General features: G+C 68.4%; 14 protein-coding genes and 2 tRNA genes. 7 read left to right on the top strand and 9 right to left on the bottom strand.

The genetic code is table 11. The features are described from left to right. Positions 1-83: 83 nt before the first annotated feature. The 6 genes from lexA (at position 84) to CSC65_RS11310 (ending at position 5,966) form a co-directional block, all read left to right on the top strand. A complete protein-coding gene (lexA, locus tag CSC65_RS11335) occupies positions 84-737 on the top strand; it encodes a transcriptional repressor LexA (protein ID WP_162410683.1) in 654 nt (217 codons plus the stop codon). Positions 738-908: 171 nt separating this feature from the next. After that, complete coding sequence (gene recA / locus CSC65_RS11330; protein WP_162410682.1) at positions 909-1,940, top strand: recombinase RecA; 1,032 nt, start codon at positions 909-911, stop codon at positions 1,938-1,940. 125 nt (positions 1,941-2,065) lie between these two features. Further along, complete coding sequence (gene recX / locus CSC65_RS11325; RefSeq protein ID WP_162410681.1) at positions 2,066-2,629, top strand: recombination regulator RecX; 564 nt, start codon at positions 2,066-2,068, stop codon at positions 2,627-2,629. 137 nt (positions 2,630-2,766) lie between these two features. Then, the gene (gene alaS, locus CSC65_RS11320) at positions 2,767-5,409 is read left to right on the top strand and encodes an alanine--tRNA ligase (RefSeq protein ID WP_162410680.1); all 2,643 of its coding nucleotides are present in this window, start codon (positions 2,767-2,769) and stop codon (positions 5,407-5,409) included. A 178-nt stretch (positions 5,410-5,587) separates the two neighbouring features. Further along, the gene (gene csrA / locus CSC65_RS11315) at positions 5,588-5,794 is read left to right on the top strand and encodes a carbon storage regulator CsrA (RefSeq protein WP_162410679.1); all 207 of its coding nucleotides are present in this window, start codon (positions 5,588-5,590) and stop codon (positions 5,792-5,794) included. Between the two features lie 79 nt (positions 5,795-5,873). Continuing rightward, positions 5,874-5,966: transfer RNA gene (locus CSC65_RS11310), tRNA-Ser, on the top strand. A 184-nt stretch (positions 5,967-6,150) separates the two neighbouring features. Here the strand turns inward: CSC65_RS11310 and CSC65_RS11305 are convergent. Both CSC65_RS11305 and CSC65_RS11300 read right to left on the bottom strand, forming a co-directional pair. Beyond that, the gene (locus CSC65_RS11305; protein ID WP_162410678.1) at positions 6,151-7,365 is read right to left on the bottom strand and encodes a BamA/TamA family outer membrane protein; all 1,215 of its coding nucleotides are present in this window, start codon (positions 7,363-7,365) and stop codon (positions 6,151-6,153) included. Between the two features lie 32 nt (positions 7,366-7,397). Next, entirely contained in the window at positions 7,398-9,869 is a 2,472-nt protein-coding gene (locus CSC65_RS11300) for a hypothetical protein (RefSeq protein WP_162410677.1), read from the bottom strand. Between the two features lie 461 nt (positions 9,870-10,330). Between CSC65_RS11300 and CSC65_RS11295 the strand changes: the two genes are divergently transcribed. Then, on the top strand, positions 10,331-10,891 hold the full coding sequence (locus tag CSC65_RS11295) for a DUF4136 domain-containing protein (RefSeq protein ID WP_162410676.1): 561 nt from the start codon (positions 10,331-10,333) through the stop codon (positions 10,889-10,891). Between the two features lie 111 nt (positions 10,892-11,002). On the opposite strand, the gene CSC65_RS11290 is transcribed toward CSC65_RS11295, so the two are convergent. The 7 genes from CSC65_RS11290 to CSC65_RS11260 form a co-directional block, all read right to left on the bottom strand. After that, a tRNA-Arg gene (locus tag CSC65_RS11290) sits at positions 11,003-11,079 on the bottom strand. Between the two features lie 75 nt (positions 11,080-11,154). Beyond that, complete coding sequence (locus CSC65_RS11285; RefSeq protein ID WP_162410675.1) at positions 11,155-11,994, bottom strand: alpha/beta hydrolase family protein; 840 nt, start codon at positions 11,992-11,994, stop codon at positions 11,155-11,157. Beyond that, positions 11,991-12,812 carry a bifunctional hydroxymethylpyrimidine kinase/phosphomethylpyrimidine kinase gene (thiD, locus tag CSC65_RS11280; protein WP_162410674.1) on the bottom strand — a complete coding sequence of 274 codons (822 nt, stop codon included), beginning with the start codon at positions 12,810-12,812 and terminating at the stop codon, positions 11,991-11,993. The genes CSC65_RS11285 and thiD overlap by 4 nt, the downstream gene beginning before the upstream one ends. Before the next feature lie 51 nt (positions 12,813-12,863). After that, a complete protein-coding gene (locus tag CSC65_RS11275) occupies positions 12,864-13,571 on the bottom strand; it encodes a YoaK family protein (RefSeq protein ID WP_162410673.1) in 708 nt (235 codons plus the stop codon). Positions 13,572-13,872: 301 nt separating this feature from the next. Further along, the gene (locus CSC65_RS11270; protein WP_162410672.1) at positions 13,873-15,273 is read right to left on the bottom strand and encodes a PhoH family protein; all 1,401 of its coding nucleotides are present in this window, start codon (positions 15,271-15,273) and stop codon (positions 13,873-13,875) included. 139 nt (positions 15,274-15,412) lie between these two features. Continuing rightward, positions 15,413-15,889: a peroxiredoxin gene (locus CSC65_RS11265; RefSeq protein WP_162410671.1), complete on the bottom strand. Its 477-nt coding sequence runs from the start codon at positions 15,887-15,889 to the stop codon at positions 15,413-15,415. Positions 15,890-15,911: 22 nt separating this feature from the next. Beyond that, the gene (locus CSC65_RS11260) at positions 15,912-16,487 is read right to left on the bottom strand and encodes a glycine cleavage system transcriptional repressor (RefSeq protein ID WP_425501351.1); all 576 of its coding nucleotides are present in this window, start codon (positions 16,485-16,487) and stop codon (positions 15,912-15,914) included. Positions 16,488-16,587 lie beyond the last annotated feature (100 nt).

The following is a 16,587-nucleotide window of genomic DNA, read 5'->3' as shown; positions in this document are numbered from 1 at the left end:
TAATTTATGTGAAACATAAATTACATCGGGTGATCATTTCAAGAGCTTGTGGGCTGTCTTCGTTAGTAGTATTACTACTAACCATGGACCTGACCGATACCCAGCAAGCCATCCTTGCCCTGATCGCCGAGCGGATCGAAGCGGAGGGCATGCCGCCTTCGCAGGCCGAAATCGCCCGCGCCTTCGGCTTCAAGGGCGTGCGCGCGGCGCAGTACCACCTGGAGGCGCTGGAAGCGGCGGGGGCGATCGAGCGTCTGCCCGGCCGCGCCCGCGGCATCCGGGTCAAGGTCGCGCCGCTGCCGCCACAGGCCCGACTGGCGCTGCCGCCGGCCATGAACGACGACGCGCTGCGCCTGCCGGTGCTGGGCCGGGTCGCTGCCGGCACTCCGATCGGCGCCGATGTGCCGGCCGACATGGCCGAGAGCTTCCTGGTGCTGGACCGGGTGCTGTTCTCGCCCTCGCCGGACTACCTGCTCAAGGTGCAGGGCGATTCGATGCGCGACGAGGGGATCTTCGACGGCGACCTGATCGGCGTGCACCGCACCCGCGACGCACGTTCGGGCCAGATCGTGGTGGCGCGGGTGGACGAGGAGATCACGGTCAAGCTGCTGAAGATCGGCAAGGACCGCATCCGCCTGCTGCCGCGCAACCCGGACTACGCCCCGATCGAGGTTCTGCCCGACCAGGACTTCGCCATCGAGGGGCTGTACTGCGGCCTGGTCCGGCCGAACCGCTGATGCCGGTTTTCTCTCACGGCGGGGCATTTTCCGACACCCGGCCGCGGCCTGCGGCGATGGTCCCGGACTGGCGGCAAGACTAATTTCGATCCCGTCGCCCGACGTCGCAGCCTGTGCGACCGGGCCACCCCAGACTTCGCAACACACCACTGACACCCGAGGACGACCCCGATGGACGAGAACAAGAAGCGCGCACTTGCAGCAGCCCTGAGCCAGATCGACAAGCAGTTCGGCAAGGGTTCGGTGATGCGCATGGGCGACAAGGTCATCGAACCGGTGGAAATCATCCCCACCGGCTCGCTGATGCTGGACATCGCCCTGGGCATCGGCGGCCTGCCGCGCGGGCGGGTGGTCGAGATCTACGGCCCGGAGTCGTCGGGCAAGACCACGCTGACCTTGCAGGCCATCGCCCAGTGCCAGAAGCGCGGCGGTACCGCGGCGTTCATCGATGCCGAGCACGCGCTGGACCCGATCTACGCTGCCAAGCTGGGCGTCCAGGTCGATGATCTGCTGCTGTCGCAGCCCGACACCGGCGAGCAGGCCCTGGAGATCGCCGACATGCTGGTGCGCTCGGGCTCGGTCGACATCGTCGTGGTCGACTCGGTCGCCGCGCTGACCCCGAAAGCCGAGATCGAAGGCGAGATGGGCGACCAGCTGCCGGGCCTGCAGGCCCGTCTGATGAGCCAGGCGCTGCGCAAGCTGACCGGCAACATCAAGCGCTCCAACACCACCGTGGTCTTCATCAACCAGCTGCGCATGAAGATCGGCGTGATGATGCCGGGCCAGAGCCCGGAAGTGACCACCGGCGGCAATGCGCTGAAGTTCTATGCCTCGGTGCGCCTGGATATCCGCCGCATCGGTGCGATCAAGAAGGGCGACGAGATCATCGGCAACCAGACCAAGATCAAGGTGGTCAAGAACAAGCTGGCGCCCCCGTTCAAGCAGGTGATCACCGAGATCCTGTACGGCGAGGGCATCAGCCGCGAGGGCGAGCTGATCGACATGGGTGTTGAGGCCAAGCTGGTCGAGAAGTCGGGCGCCTGGTACAGCTACGGCACCGAGCGCATCGGCCAGGGCAAGGACAACTCGCGCCAGTACCTGCGCGAGAACCCGCAGGTGGCTGCGAAGCTGGAATCCGAGCTGCGCGAAAAATTCCAGCCGGCCGAAGCGGTGCGCAGCGAAGAGGAAGGCGACGACGAGTAAGCCGGGCGACCGGCAACGGGTGTCCGTTCCCCGGCGGTGCGCTGTCAGTGGCGTGCCGGCGGGGAACGGTCCTTGAAAGCCAGGAGGGCAGGCGCCAGGGACGGCGCACATCTTCCAGCGGAACCATGACCCAGCATTCAAACGACGATTCGCCCCAGGACCACCGGCCGCAGGACGACGAGGGTCAGGTGGGAGCGGCCGAAGCCTCGGCGCCGGCCGGTTCCACGCGGCGCAGGAAGCGACCCGAGCCCACCCCGGTGCAGCGTGCGCTTGGCCTGCTGGTCAGGCGCGAGCATTCGCGCAAGGAGCTGACCCGCAAGCTGGCCGCGCGCGGGGTGGATGCCGGCGAAGCCGCTGCTGCGGTCGAACGCCTGGCCGGCGAGGGCTGGCAGGACGACCGTCGCTTCGCCGAATCGCTGGTCCGGGGCCGCGCGCTTGGCGGCTATGGTCCTTTCTACATACGCGCCGAGCTGGGCACGCATGGCCTGGGTGCCGAAGCCGTCGCCGCCGCATTGGACAGCTACGAAGGCGACTGGGCGGCCAACGCCCGCGACCTGGTCCGCCGCCGCTTCGGCCCCGCGGGCCCAGGCGATCTGCAGCAGCGGCGCAAGGCCGCCGACCTGTTGGCCCGGCGCGGTTTCGATGGCGACAGCATCCGCGCGGCCACGCGCTGGGACCCGGACGACTGAGTCGCGGGTATCCGGACCGGGCCTGCCCCGGACCGTGACTCCCGGCCTCTGCTACCCTTTAGTCCGTCGAAAATCCCGTCCCGCCGGGCCGCCTTGGCGTGTCCCCCGGCCCGGACCTGTCCGCCAGCGAAAGCCAGATGACCTCCACTCCGTACACCACCGCCCGCATCCGCAGCGATTTCCTCGAATTCTTCCAGGGCAAGGGCCACACCATCGTGCCCTCGGCCCCGCTGGTGCCGGGCAACGACCCGACCCTGCTGTTCACCAACTCGGGCATGGTCCAGTTCAAGGACGTGTTCCTCGGCGCGGAGAAGCGCAGCTACGTGCGCGCGGCCGACGTCCAGCGCTGCCTGCGCGCCGGCGGCAAGCACAACGACCTGGACTCGGTCGGTTACACCGCGCGCCACCACACCTTCTTCGAGATGCTGGGCAACTGGTCGTTCGGCGACTACTTCAAGAAGGACGCCATCGCCTGGGCCTGGGAGCTGCTGACCGGGGTGTGGAAGCTGCCGGCCGAGCGCCTTCTGGTCACCGTCTACCACAACGACGACGAGGCCTACGCGCTGTGGCGCGACATGGTCGGCGTGCCGGAAGAGCGCATCGTGCGCATCGGCGACAACAAGGGCGCGCCGTTCGCCTCGGACAACTTCTGGCAGATGGCCGACACCGGCCCCTGCGGTCCGTGCACCGAAATATTCTTCGACCATGGCGCGCACATCGCCGGCGGCCCGCCCGGTTCGCCGGACGAGGATGGCGACCGCTACATCGAAATCTGGAACCTGGTGTTCATGCAATTCGACCGCCAGCCCGACGGCACGCTGATCCCGCTGCCGGCGCCGTGCGTGGATACCGGCATGGGCCTGGAGCGCCTGGCCGCGATCCTGCAGCACGTGCATTCCAATTACGAGATCGACCTGTTCCAGGCGCTGATCCGCCAGGCCGCCGAGCTGACCGGTGCGGACCTGGAGAACAAGTCGCTGCGCGTGATCGCCGACCATATCCGCGCCAGCGCGTTCCTGATCGTCGACGGCGTGCTTCCCTCGAACGAAGGTCGCGGCTACGTGCTGCGCCGGATCATCCGCCGCGCGTTGCGCCATGGCTGGATGCTCGGCGTGCGCCAGCCGTTCTTCCACAAGCTGGTCGGCACCCTGTCGGCGCAGATGGGCGATGCATATCCGGAACTGCCGGCCGCGCGCGACCTGGTCGAACGCGCGCTCAAGGCCGAGGAAGAGCGCTTCGCCGAGACGCTCGACGCCGGCATGAAGATCTTCGAGGACGTGGCCGCTCGCGTGACTGACGGGGTGATCCCGGGCATCGATGCGTTCCGCCTGTACGACACCTACGGATTCCCGCTGGACCTGACCGCCGACATCGCGCGCGAGCGTGGGCTGGTGGTGGACAACGCGGGTTTCGACGTGGCGATGGAGCAGCAGCGCAAAACCGCGCGCGCGGCCGGCAAGTTCGGTGGTGGCGTGCAGCTGCCGGCCGACCTGGTGGCCACGCTGCAGCCGACCGCGTTCCTCGGTCACGACGAACTGCAGGCCGGCGACCTCAAGGTCGTCGCGTTGCTGCGCGACGGCCGGCCGGTGGAGTCCGTCGCCGCGGGCGACGAGGCCATCGTGTTGACCGACCGCACGCCGTTCTACGCCGAATCCGGCGGCCAGGTCGGCGATACCGGTGAATTGACCGGCGCCGGCGTGCGTTTCGATGTCGCCGACACGCAGAAATTCTCCGGCCAGTTCCACGGCCACGTCGGGCGCGTCGCGCAGGGCGCGCTGAAGGTCGGCGATGTGCTTTCGGGCGAAGTCGATGCCGGACGCCGTTCGACCATCGTGCTCAACCATTCGGCGACCCACCTGCTGCACGGCGCGCTGCGTGGCCTGCTGGGCACGCACGTGGCGCAGAAGGGTTCGCTGGTCGCGCCCGATCGCCTGCGCTTCGATTTCTCGCATTTCCAGCCGATCGCAAGCGGTGAGCTGGCACAGATCGAACGCCAGGTCAACGACGAGGTGCGCGCCAACCATGCGGTCGTGATCAAGCAGATGGACATCCAGTCCGCGCTCGACGCCGGCGCGATGGCGCTGTTCGGGGAGAAGTACGGCGAGCGCGTGCGCGTGGTGACGATGGGTGACTCGGTCGAGCTGTGCGGCGGCACGCATGTGGGCCGCACCGGCGACATCGGCCTGTTCAAGATCGTGTCCGAAGGCGGCGTCTCCGCCGGCGTGCGCCGGATCGAGGCGGTGACCGGGCAGGGCGCGCTGGACCACGTGGCCGCCGAAGGCCGCAGCCTGGACGAGGCCGCTTCGGTGCTTGGTGGCAGCCGCGGCGACGTGGTCGACAAGGCCCGCTCGCTGGCCGACCGCATCCGCAAGCTCGAGCGCGAGATCGAATCGTTCAAGGCCAAGGCTGCCAGCAGTGCGGCCGCCGACCTGGCCTCGGCCGCGGTGGATGTCGGCGGGATCAAGGTCCTGGCCGCGCGCCTGGAAGGCATCGACGCGAAGGGTCTGCGCGAAGCCGTGGACCGGCTCAAGCAGCAGCTTGGTGATACCGTCGTCCTGCTCGCGGGTGCGCAGGACGGCAAGGCGGCCCTGGTCGCGGGGGTGAATGGCGCCGCAACGGGCCGGGTCAAGGCGGGCGAACTTCTGGCCCATGTCGCCGGTCGTATTGGTGGCAAGGGCGGCGGTCGCCCGGATCTCGCCCAGGGTGGTGGCGAAGACGGGCCCGCCCTTGCACTCGCCCTGGAGGAAGTCGCGTCCTGGGTGGGCCAGCGCCTGCAGTGATGCCGGCGCACCCCCGCGATCCTGACACCGTTTTACCGGCCCTTGCCGGCCCGCTGGCGGGGGCAGTACGATCCGGGGCTGTTCAACCCTTCTGTACGCTGCTGTAGTGGACGCGCGAGGCCTCCCTCCGGAGGCCCCGCGGGCCGGCGAAGGCATGCCGGCGCCATGGAGATAGACAATGCTGATTCTGACCCGCCGCGTAGGCGAAACCCTGATGATCGGTGACTCGATCACCGTCACCGTACTCGGGGTAAAGGGCAACCAGGTGCGCATCGGCATTACCGCGCCCAAGGACGTGGCCGTGCACCGCGAGGAGATCTACCAGCGGATCCAGCGTGGCGAAGGCCCTGGAAACGTCGCTGACGAAGCCGATCCGGCGACCTGACCGGAAAACGTTTGCCGCGAAACGGCCCAGACGGTATCCTTTCGCGGCCCGCAAGCGCTGTGGCGCGATGCGGGTCCACGGAGTGATGCCCGAGAGGCCGAAGGGGCTCCCCTGCTAAGGGAGTATAGGGTCAAAAGCTCTATCGAGGGTTCGAATCCCTCTCACTCCGCCAGATGCGAAACGACCCCCGGAAGGGGGTTTTTTTGTGGCCTGGAGCATGCGAATCCAGGGAGGAAATCCCGGCGCATTGGCGACCCGTGCCGTCGCGATGCAGCACCGGACGGCAGGCCATCGCAGGTGCCGCGGCAACCCGTTCCATTCCGCCGTCCGACGAGCTTCCGGGCGCGCGCAGCACCTCAGCGCCAGGCGCCCCCGAACTGCACGATCACCGTCCGGTCCTCCGGTCCCCAGGCGTAGTCCGCACCCATGTACAGGCCAAGGCGTCGCGCTACCAGGTAGCGCACGCCCAGGCCCTTGCTGACGGCGGTGGTGGCGTCATCGAAGCCGGCACGCGCACCCCAGGCACGGCCCGCGCCGATGAAGCCGATGCCGGCCCAGCGCGGAGTCACGTTCCAGCGCAGCTCCGATTCCAGGACGCCGGTCGTGTCGTCCTGGTAGCGCGCCGAGGCGATGCCGCGCAGGTCGATGTAGGGCAGGCGGTAGAACGGAACGTCGCCATCGGCATGCCGGAAGTCGGCACGTCCACCCAGCACCAGGTGCGCGCCGACCGGCCAATAGCCATAGCCATGCGCCCGATAGGTCTGGAACGTGAGGTCGCTTCCGATCTCCGGCAGGTAGGCGTTGCCCTGGGCCATCAGCAGGTAGCCGCGCGAGGGCGTGAACGGGTTGTCGCGGCTGTCGTATTCCAGGGACAGGCCCAGGCCCGAATTGACCTGTTCGAAATCCATGTCTTCGAACAGCGGGCGTTGCCCCGGATCCTGCAGCCGCGGATCGAGGTCGGTATAGATCCACTGCGCGGAAAGGAACAGCTCGCGGTTGCCGATCCGCCGCGAGACCTGCTGCATCGAGCCCAGGCCGGTGAGGTTGACCGCCACCTGCGTCTCGGGCAGCAGGCGTCCGCTCGTATAGAAGTCGATGTTGAAGTCTGCGTCGGCCACGCCACCCTTGTAGCGCCAGGTGTCGTCGCGGAAGTGGAGCATGCCGCCACCGCCGTATGCCTTGCTGCCGTTTTCCGTCTTCATCACCAGCGCCCCGATGATGTTGGGCGCGATCATCTGGGTGCTGCCATCGGAGGCGGTGCGCGTGGACGCGCTGCCCTTGGGGCGATGGAAGAACGCGAACACCATCCCGCCGCCATAGCCGAGCGCGGGGTCGGTGATGATGATCGGCACGGGCAGGAAGCCATGGCGATCGAGCAGCCACTTCGACATGTCGAAGCGGCCATCATCCGGGTCGCGGAACGTCGACGCTGCCACGGCAGGTTCCGCACCTGGTGCCTGCGTCGCTTCCACTGCCGCGCCTTCGCCGGCGCGACCGGCTGCGTGCAGGTCCGCCGCCAGCGCACCGCCGGCCAGCGCGACCCATGGCATCAACCGCCGCGCGCCGGTCATGCGTGGGTCCTATCGCATCGGTCCAGGCCTGCTCATCGACGGCGTCCGCCGCCGCCCATGGGCCGCGAGAATCCGCCCGCGGGCCGCGAATAACCACCCGCCGGGCGCGAGTAGCCACCGGCGGGCCTCTGCACGCTGCCGCTGTTCGAGCGCTGGTAGCCACCCTCTCGCGCCGAGCGGTCGCGGGACAGGTCGTTGCGGGTCTGTCCGTCGAGGTTGCCCCGGTGCTGTTCGGGCCGACCCACTTCCTGCCATTCGCCGTCCTTGTAGTGGTAGACGTTGCCGTCCTTGCCGGCATAGACGTCGTCGTTGATCCTGGCCACGCCGCCGCGGTCGAACTCGCCGGTGTCGGTGTTGTAGCGGTAGCCGCCGGCGCCGCTGACGTCGACCCGCTGGCCGTCGCTGTTGATCGCGCCGCCGCCCGCCGCGCCCTCCGGGCCCGACACCTTGCCGCCAGCCATTTCGGTGGTGCGCCCGGTCCCGGTGTTGACCACCGTGCGCGTGCCGCCGGCGGCCGACTGGCCGGTATAGGGGTTGTAGGCCGCGCCGCCCGTGCCGCCGACCACGCGACCGGTCTCCGGGTTGTAGCGCACGCCCTGTGCGCCGGCGCTGGTGGTGCCGGTATAGGCGTTGGTATTGACGTAACCGCGGCCGACGCCACGTCCGCCGGTCCGTTCGTTGTAGTAGCCGCCGCGGTAGCCGCGCCCGATGTTCCCGGTGTACGGATTGGCCCAGGCCGCGCCGGTGCCGGCGACCACGGCATTGCCCCAGCGTCCATAGAAGTTCCAGGCGCCGGCGCCGCCCCACCAGCCGCCGGGATACCCCCACCACGGCCCCCACCACGGGTACCAGGGGTAATAGCCCCAACCGAAGCCGAAGCTCCAGCCCGCATAGCTGCTCCAGCCGAAGTACACGCCCATGCCATAGGTGGCCGGGCAGCCGTACCAGTAGGTGTAGATCCACGGGTCGCAGTAGTAGCCGGTGCCGTAGACGACCACGCCACTGCTGGCCACGGTGCCGTAATAGCCGGGCGTGTAGCCGACGTAGACATCGTCGTCTTCGCCGCCGTAGATGCGCACGTAGGTCACGTAGTGCAGCGGCGAGCTGGTCGGGATGGAATAGATTTCCGAGGGCACGCTCTGCGCCACGCTCCACGGGCCGGTCGCGGTCGGGCCGGTGAACCAGACGCCCTTGTCGACCGCATAGAACGCTCCACCCGGCACCAGGATCACCGGCACCGGCGTGTTGGCTGCGTACTGCAGGCGGGTGCCGCCGATGGCTTCGAACTTCGGCTCGCCGTCGTACATCACCTCCAGCTTCGCCTTGCTGCGGTTGACCGTGGCCGTCTGCGGAATGCTGTTGGCGATCAGCGACTCGAACGCCTCGGGAGTTCCGGCGATCGAAGCCAGCACGCTGCCCTTCGGGCTGTCCGGCGGGATCTTTGCGAAATCCACCGGCAGCTTGTCGGGCGCGACGTGCTGCCAGGGGCCACGGCTGGATGCCGCGGTGAACCAGCGTCCGGACACCAGCACGTACCACGCGTTGTCCTTGGCGCCATTGATGATCACGTCGGCACGGCTGTTGGCGATGTAGCTCAGCGCGGTGCCCGGGATCGGCGCGAACTGCGGATCGCCGTCGACCACGATCAGCTCGGTCGGCCCGGTGCGGACGAGGATGTCGGGGAAGCCACCGGCGGCCAGCAGCTCCTGCATCGATTCCGGCGGATCGTCCAGCGTATCCACCAGCTGCGCGCCGACGGCCTGGTCGGCCGCGGCCTGCAGCGTCTTGTCGACCTTGTCGAGCCGGGTCCAGGGGCCTTCGAGTGCCGTGGCCGCGGCCCAGCGTCCGGCGAGGCGGGTGTAGTAGCGTCCATCCTTCTGCAGCAGCAGCGATCGGCTGTTGATGACCCGCTGCACGCCCTCCATCGAGGCCGGCCTGAGCGCGGGCTTGCCGTCGACGAAGATCAGCTGCGAGGGCTTGAAGGCGATCATGATCTCGGGCGGCACGTTCTTCACCGGCAGCGAGGCCGGTTTCTTCTCCGCCTGGCTCACGGCAAGCGCGGCCTCGAGCTGGTCCAGGTCGATGGTGAACGTGGCGCCGTCGCGGACCACGCTGCGCACCAGGCCCAGGTACTTGTCCTGGCTGGCGATCGCGGTCGGGAAGGTGGCGCGATCGAAGGTGGCCTTGCGCAGGGTGACCTCGCGGGCCTCCTTGTCGACCTCGGTGAGCGCGCTGAACCAGACCACGCCGTAGTCCAGGCTGTCGACCGTCTTGCCGTCGGCACCGGTCTCCACGCCGGTCTTCACCGATACGGCGAAGCGGCCCTTGAGCCGGTTGCCTTCCCAGCTTTCCATCTGCGGCTGGTAGACGGTGAAGGGCGTGCTGGATGCGCTGTACTGGCGCGGGAAGGGCCGCGCATCGATCGAGGTCGGTGCGGCACCCCAGGCGGGCAGGGAAATGACGGCCAGCAGGAAGCTGGCCACGAGGGTGGAGGTACGACCCATGCTTATCTCCCGCAGTACACGCAGCTGGTTGTGGTGGGACTCCGCAGGCAGGGCGGGTGCTCGGCTTGCGGCGCGAAGCACCGTTGCCCTGCGCGCCATCCCACGGATGGATGCATTCACGCATCATCGCCAGCGATACCGGGGGTCCGCATTGGGCCTTGGGCCTATATGTGAGGTAGTGGCGGCGAAATACGATCCAGATGGGCGGAGGCGGCGCCACTGCGCCCATTCCCGTAGATTCCATCCAGGGTGCTGCGCGGCGTGACGATGGCGTCGCGGCATCGTTCCGCGAGTAGACGATGATGCGAATCGACCGAGGGCTGCAGGTCATGGCTGCCTGAGGAGAAACGGACGAAACCGGCGCTCCTTTTCCGCAAGAACCTGATTACGACCAGAGGCGCGGCAGGCCGCCCGCGCTCCGCCGGATGCAAGGCCAGCAGCAGACCCAAAGGAGGAGTGACATGAAAGGTCTCTTAGTCATCGCAGCCATAATCCTGATGCTGGCCGGCTGCGCCAGCACCCCGACCGTGCATACCGACGCTGATCCGACCGCGAACTTCAGCGGGTACCGCACCTACACCTGGCTCAACAAGCCGGACCAGCAGGGCGTCCCGCCGCTGGCTTCGCAGCGGATCGTGGAATACGTCAACGCGCAGCTCGCCGCCAAGGGCTGGAAGGAATCGCCCAACGGCGACGTGGCCGTGGTGGCGCACGTGGCCACGCAGCAGCAGCAGAGCCTGGACACCATGTACTCCGGCCCGATGTACGGTGGCTGGGGCTGGGGCCCGGGCTGGTATGGCGGTGGCATGGGCATGAGCAGCGCCACCACGCGCGTGCGCACCTATACCGTAGGCACGCTGGTCGTGGACCTGTTCGACGTCAAGACCAAGCAGGCGATCTGGCGCGGCACGGCCAGCGATACGGTGCCCGATGATCCGGCTAAGGGCGACAAGCTGTTGCGCGCGGGCATCGCCGAGATGTTCTCGGCTTTCCCGCCGGGCAGCGTGCCGGCGAAGAAGTAACCGATACGTTCCCGGCCCGTGCCGCGAAAGCGGCCTGGTCGGGAATGCGGGACCCGGGCAGGAATCGCGGGCAAAAAAAAGGACCGGCGACAAGTCGCCGGTCCTCTGAAATGGTGCGCCCGGAGAGATTCGAACTCCCGACCGCCTGGTTCGTAGCCAGGTACTCTATCCAGCTGAGCTACGGGCGCATTTCAAGACGCGGAATTATGATGGCCCTTCGGGCGGCCGTCAATCATTTGTGTGATCGAAAGTTCGGGGCGCGATCACGCGGGTGATGGAGAGGCCAAGGCCGCAGCCACGGCGGCCGGCTGCTTCATCCAGCTGAAGTGATCGGCCGGGGCCTGCAGGGCGTGGCGATCCAGCTCCGCGACCGTGGCCGGGGCATGGCGCAACTTGGCCAGCAGGGCCTGAAGCGACGAGCGCGGCGCGAGCCAGTCGGCACGCAGGACGATGCCGCGCACCGGTCCGGTGAAGCGCGCCATGTCCGCTTCCAGGTCCGCACCCATGCCGGCTGCGGCATAGCGGTTGACCAGCCCGACCCGGGCCCAGTCCTTGATCAGGCCACGCGCCTCGGTACCACCGAAGCCGAGCCTGCGGCCGTGCAGTACGCCCTGTCGCTGCGCCAGCCAGGGCAGGAAGCGGTACACGAGCGGCAGCACCCAGCCGCGCGGCGCCGGGAAGCTGCGCCAGTAAGGAGTGCCGGAGGCGACCAGCCACAAGCCGGCGAAGGACTCCGGATGCTGGCCGGCCAGGCAGCAGGCCAGTTGTCCGCCGAGGCTGTGACCGCCCAGCAGCACCGGTACGTCACCGCGCAACGTGGCGAGGCTGGCGGGCAGGTCCAGCTCCAGCAGTTCGCGATAGCCCCAGTCCTGCGTGCGCGAAGGGCGCAGCGAACTGCTGCCGTTGCCCCGCCATTCGTGCAGGTGCACGGCGATGCCCCGCGTAGCCAGCGCCTCGGCGAAGGGCAGGTAGTGGCGGGCGGCCACGCCCAGCGCCGGCAGCCACAGCAACCGGGCCTTCGGTTGCGCGGGGAGCCGGGCCAGCAGCGTCCAGCGATGGCCGTCGTCTGCTGCGACCGGTGTTTCCAGAGGGTCGATGCTCATCGGCCGGGCATCGCCGCGAAATGATCCAGCACCAGCACCTCGCCCAGGCCGGGGCGATACCCCGAGCGCAACGCGGCGTGCACGTAGTCCGCCGCGGCCGTGCAGGCATCGCGCAGGGACAGGCCGCGCGCGAGGTTCGCAGCGACGGCCGAGGCCAGCGTGCAGCCGGTTCCATGCGCATCGACCCGCAGGCGCGGGTGCGCGGTGCGCTGCTCGCCCTGTGCATCGGCCAGGATGTCGACCACTTCGCCCGGGCCGGCCAGGTGCCCACCCTTGAGGAGTACCGCCGGCGCGCCCAGGGCACGCAGCGCCGAGGCAGCCTGCGACATCGCGTCGAGGTCGTCGATGCGCCAGCCCAGCAGCAGTTCCGCTTCCGGCAGGTTCGGGGTGACCACGGTGGCCAGCGGCAGCAGGCGCTGGCGCAGCGCATCCAGTGCGTCGGCTTCCAGCAGGCGCGCGCCACTGGTGGCGACCATCACCGGGTCGACCACCACGTGCGCGGGGCGGTGCCGTTCGAGCGCGCGGGCGACGGTGTCGATGACCGTCGCGCTGGCGAGCATGCCGAGCTTGACCGCACCGATGCGGAAATCCTCGAAGCAGGCATCGATCTGCGCGTCGAGGAACTCTGGCGGCGGCACGTGGACCGCGGTCACTCCGCGGGTGTGCTGCGCGGTCAGCGCCGCCAGCACCGAGAGTCCATGCACGCCATGCGCGGCGAAAGTCTTGAGGTCGGCCTGGATGCCGGCGCCGCCGCCGGAGTCGGAGCCTGCGATGGTCAGGACGGAGACGGGCCTGGCGTCGGATCGTGGATCGGTCATGCCGGTATTGTGCACCGGCCCTCCACCGGCGCGCCCGCTACCGGCGTCCGCTCAATCCGGTGAGGGCGGGGGGCGCGTCTCGTCAGGTCGGCGCTGCCGCATCAGTGTTACCTGCCGGTAGGCGACGTAGCCGATCCCGGTCAGTCCGGTGAGTGCGGAGGGGATCAGCAGCGCGTGGTACTGCAGGTGGCGGAACAGCCAGGCGCCAAGGATGCCGCCGCCCAGGAAGCCGCTGATGATCAGCCCGCTGAGCGTGAGCCGTCGCACCGGCAAAGGCAGGCCGCGGAGCAGATGGCCCAGGCCGATGCCCAGGTCGGTGAACATGCCGCTCAGGTGGGTGGTCCGCACCGCCGCACCGCTATAGGTGGTGACCATCGCGTTCTGCAGGCCGCAGGCCATCGCCGCCAGCCACGCGCCGAGCACCTGCTCGCGCACGAACAGCGGCACCGCTGCGGCCAGCAACAGCGATTCGAGGGCGAGGACGACGCCATAACGGCGACCCAGCCGCAGCGTGCCGTCCTGGATGACCAGTCCGCTCACCGTCGCCCCCAGGCAGAACGCGATCAGCACGCCCCACACGTGTCCGGCCGCACGCCAGTTGCCCTCGGCCAGCGCCGCGCCGAGCAGGCTGGTCGTGCCGGTGAGGTGGCTGACCGCCTGGTGCTCGAAGCCGAGGTAGCCGATCACGTTGACCATGCCGGCAATGCACGCCAGCGTGACCGCGCCGATCCAGACCCAGCGTGGCAGTTGCAGGCCCATGGTCGTGGCCGCGCCCGTCAGGAGACGGGCGCGTGGGACTCCAGGTAACCGCAGCCGGCGCGGCGCCAGGTGCGCGTCTCGTTCAACTTGCCCGACGGTTTCAGCCCCCTCCAGAATGATCGGCGCGGTTCGCCTTCAGGCCATGCGGCGACGAAGCGCCCGTGGGAGCCGCGATCCAGCAGGTAGCCGGCCTTCATCCGCGAGTGGCACTTCGGGCATTCGCCGGGAACTGGAAAAGTCATTGTCGGTATGGAATCCGGAGCGGGGTCGCCGCCCCCCCCGGGGGGCGCGGCGGGCGTGATCAAAGTACTTCCGAAGCGAAGTCGGCCAGGCGCGAACGCTCGCCGCGGCGCAGGGTGATGTGCGCGCTGTGCGGCCAGTTCTTGAAGCGGTCCACCGCGTAGGTCAGGCCCGAGGTGGTCTCGGTCAGGTACGGGGTGTCGATCTGCTCCACGTTGCCCAGGCACACGATCTTGGTGCCGGGGCCGGCGCGCGTGATCAGGGTCTTCATCTGCTTGGGGGTGAGGTTCTGCGCCTCGTCCAGGATCAGGTAGCGGGAGAGGAAGGTGCGGCCGCGCATGAAGTTCATCGAGCGGATCTTGATCCGCGAGGCGAGCAGGTCGTTGGTCGCCGCCCGGCCCCAGGCACCGCCTTCCTGGTTGTGGGTGAGCACTTCCAGGTTGTCGGTCAGCGCGCCCATCCACGGGGTCATCTTTTCTTCCTCGGTGCCGGGCAGGAAGCCGATGTCCTCGCCGACGCTCACCGTGGCGCGGGTCATGATGATCTCGCGGTAGCGCTGCTGGTCCATGGTCTGGGCCAGGCCGGCGGCCAGCGCCAGCAGGGTCTTGCCGGTGCCGGCGGTGCCGAGCAGGGTGACGAAGTCGATGTCCGGATCCATCAGCGCATTGAGCGCGAAGTTCTGCTCGCGGTTGCGCGCGGTGATGCCCCACACCGCGTGCTGGCCGCCGCGGAAGTCGTCGACCAGCGCCAGGGTGGCCTTGCCGCCATCGATCTTCGCCACGCGCAGTTCGACTTCGTCCTCGCCCGGCAGGTACAGGTACTGGTTCGGATGCCAGTCCTCGTCCTCGCGCGGTGCGACCTCGTAGCTGGTGCGGCCCTTGTCCGACCACGAGCGCAGGTCGTCGCGGTGGCGCTCCCAGAAATCCTCGGGCAGTTCGGTCGCGCCGGTGAACAGCAGGCTGAAATCGTCCAGCGCGCGGTCGTTCTCGTAATCCTCCGACACGATCCCGGCGATGGCCGCCTTGATCCGCAGGTTGATGTCCTTGGAGACGAACACCACCGGGATGTCGGCCGGGGTCTGCTCCTTGAGCGCCAGGATCGCGCCCAGGATCGCGTTGTCCGGGATCACCGCGCCGAAGCTCTTGCCGGCTTCGAAATGGCTGGTCTGGAAACGCAGCAGGCCGACGCTCTGCCGGCCGCGCAATTGCACGCCCTGCGGCTGCGCCAGCGGGATGCCGTCCTCGAGGTTGTCCAGGCCCGAGGCCTGCACGAGTTCGTTGAGGAAACGGCTGACCTGGCGCGCGTTGCGGCTGGCTTCGGACGTGCCCTTCTTGGCGTTGTCCAGCTCCTCGATGACCTGCATCGGCAGGTAGACGTCGTGCTCCTCGAACTTGAACAGCGCGGTCGGATCGTGCATCAGCACGTTGGTATCCAGCACGTAGATGCGCTTGCCTCGTGTCATCGTGGCTTCCTGGTGGGTGGGGCGTGGCGTCGAAGTGGATGACGGGGCGACGCATGCCGGACCTGCGCATGCGCCGGACAGGGGCGAGCCGTCGCGGCCTGCGGGGCAGGGCGACGGGGGAGGGTGGCGGCGATGGCGGTCACTGCGCGGTTTGGGCCTTCAGTGCATCGAACACGGCCTGCGCGTGGCCGGGGACTTTCACGCCGCGCCACTCCTGGGCGATGCGGCCGTCGGGTGCGATCAGGAAGGTGCTGCGGACCACGCCCAGCACCTTGCGCCCGTACATGTTCTTTTCGTGGATGACGTCGAAGGCGCGGCAGAGCGCCTCGTCCCCGTCGCTGACCAGCGGGAAGGCGAACCCCTGCTTGCTGCAGAAATTGTCGTGCGACCTGACCGAGTCGCGGGACACGCCAAGCACGTCGGCGTCCAGTTTCGCGAACTGCGGCAACAGCGCGTTGAAGTCCAGGCCCTCGGTGGTGCAGCCGGGCGTGCTGTCCTTCGGATAGAAGTAGAGGACCAGCCAGCGGCCGGCGAAATCGGCGAGGGTGGCACTGCGGCCGCCGGACAGGGCCAGCGGCAGGTTGAGGGTCGCGCGATCGAGCTTGCCGTGTTTCATCGTGCCGACATCGTGCTCCTGCTCAGAACTTCATCGGGTCCATGATCGCATCGAGGTTCAGGTGGTCGCAGAACTCGAGGAAATCGTCGCGCAGCGCGGCGATGTGCATGTTCGCCGGCACGCCAATGGTCACCTGCGCCGAGAACATCTCCGCGCCGGTCTGCATCGCCCGGTAACGGGTGCTCTGCAGGTTCTCGATGGTGATGCCCTGCCGGTCGAAGAAATCGGCCAGCTGGAACAGGATGCCGGGCTTGTCCGCGGCCACCACCTCGACGATGTAGGGCAGCAGGTTGGACTGGCTCTGCTTGGCCGCGGTCCGGTACCAGTTGAGCTTGAAGCCGTCCTCGCGCTCGAGGCGGCCGAGCATGGCTTCGAGCTTGGCCACCGCGTCCCAGGAACCGGTCGCCAGCGCGGTCATCGACACGTCGCGGCCCACTGTCGCCAGGCGCGCGTCCACCAGGTTGCAACCGCTGTCGGCGATACGGCGCGTCACCGCGAGCAGCGGCGACTCCGGATGCGTCATATAGGCGTTGATCAGGAGGTGGTTTTCGTTCGGCGAAGGCCGGGGCGGGGTATCGGTCAAGGAGGCTTCCGGCATTGCGAGAGGCTGAATGGCGGACGGGGCTTGGCCCGCCGCCGAGAGCAGCATACTTGCCCGTGCTTTCGCGCCGCAAGTATGATCGGGCCTCCCCGAAAAC

Origin of the sequence: Pseudoxanthomonas daejeonensis (assembly GCF_010093205.1) — a bacterium.
Taxonomy (GTDB): Bacteria; Pseudomonadota; Gammaproteobacteria; order Xanthomonadales; family Xanthomonadaceae; genus Pseudoxanthomonas; species Pseudoxanthomonas daejeonensis.
The sequence above is the reverse complement of the archived record's forward strand: the minus strand, read 5'-3'. Positions and strand labels throughout refer to the sequence as shown.

Bases quoted from the DNA above. Each gene is read 5' to 3' on its own strand.
- lexA (WP_162410683.1), top strand. From the start codon at position 84: ATGGACCTGACCGATACCCAGCAAGCCATCCTTGCCCTGATCGCCGAG.
- recA (WP_162410682.1), top strand. From the start codon at position 909: ATGGACGAGAACAAGAAGCGCGCACTTGCAGCAGCCCTGAGCCAGATC.
- recX (WP_162410681.1), top strand. From the start codon at position 2,066: ATGACCCAGCATTCAAACGACGATTCGCCCCAGGACCACCGGCCGCAG.
- alaS (WP_162410680.1), top strand. From the start codon at position 2,767: ATGACCTCCACTCCGTACACCACCGCCCGCATCCGCAGCGATTTCCTC.
- csrA (WP_162410679.1), top strand. From the start codon at position 5,588: ATGCTGATTCTGACCCGCCGCGTAGGCGAAACCCTGATGATCGGTGAC.
- CSC65_RS11305 (WP_162410678.1), bottom strand. From the start codon at position 7,365: ATGACCGGCGCGCGGCGGTTGATGCCATGGGTCGCGCTGGCCGGCGGT.
- CSC65_RS11300 (WP_162410677.1), bottom strand. From the start codon at position 9,869: ATGGGTCGTACCTCCACCCTCGTGGCCAGCTTCCTGCTGGCCGTCATT.
- CSC65_RS11295 (WP_162410676.1), top strand. From the start codon at position 10,331: ATGAAAGGTCTCTTAGTCATCGCAGCCATAATCCTGATGCTGGCCGGC.
- CSC65_RS11285 (WP_162410675.1), bottom strand. From the start codon at position 11,994: ATGAGCATCGACCCTCTGGAAACACCGGTCGCAGCAGACGACGGCCAT.
- thiD (WP_162410674.1), bottom strand. From the start codon at position 12,812: ATGACCGATCCACGATCCGACGCCAGGCCCGTCTCCGTCCTGACCATC.
- CSC65_RS11275 (WP_162410673.1), bottom strand. From the start codon at position 13,571: ATGGGCCTGCAACTGCCACGCTGGGTCTGGATCGGCGCGGTCACGCTG.
- CSC65_RS11270 (WP_162410672.1), bottom strand. From the start codon at position 15,273: ATGACACGAGGCAAGCGCATCTACGTGCTGGATACCAACGTGCTGATG.
- CSC65_RS11265 (WP_162410671.1), bottom strand. From the start codon at position 15,889: ATGAAACACGGCAAGCTCGATCGCGCGACCCTCAACCTGCCGCTGGCC.
- CSC65_RS11260 (WP_425501351.1), bottom strand. From the start codon at position 16,487: ATGCCGGAAGCCTCCTTGACCGATACCCCGCCCCGGCCTTCGCCGAAC.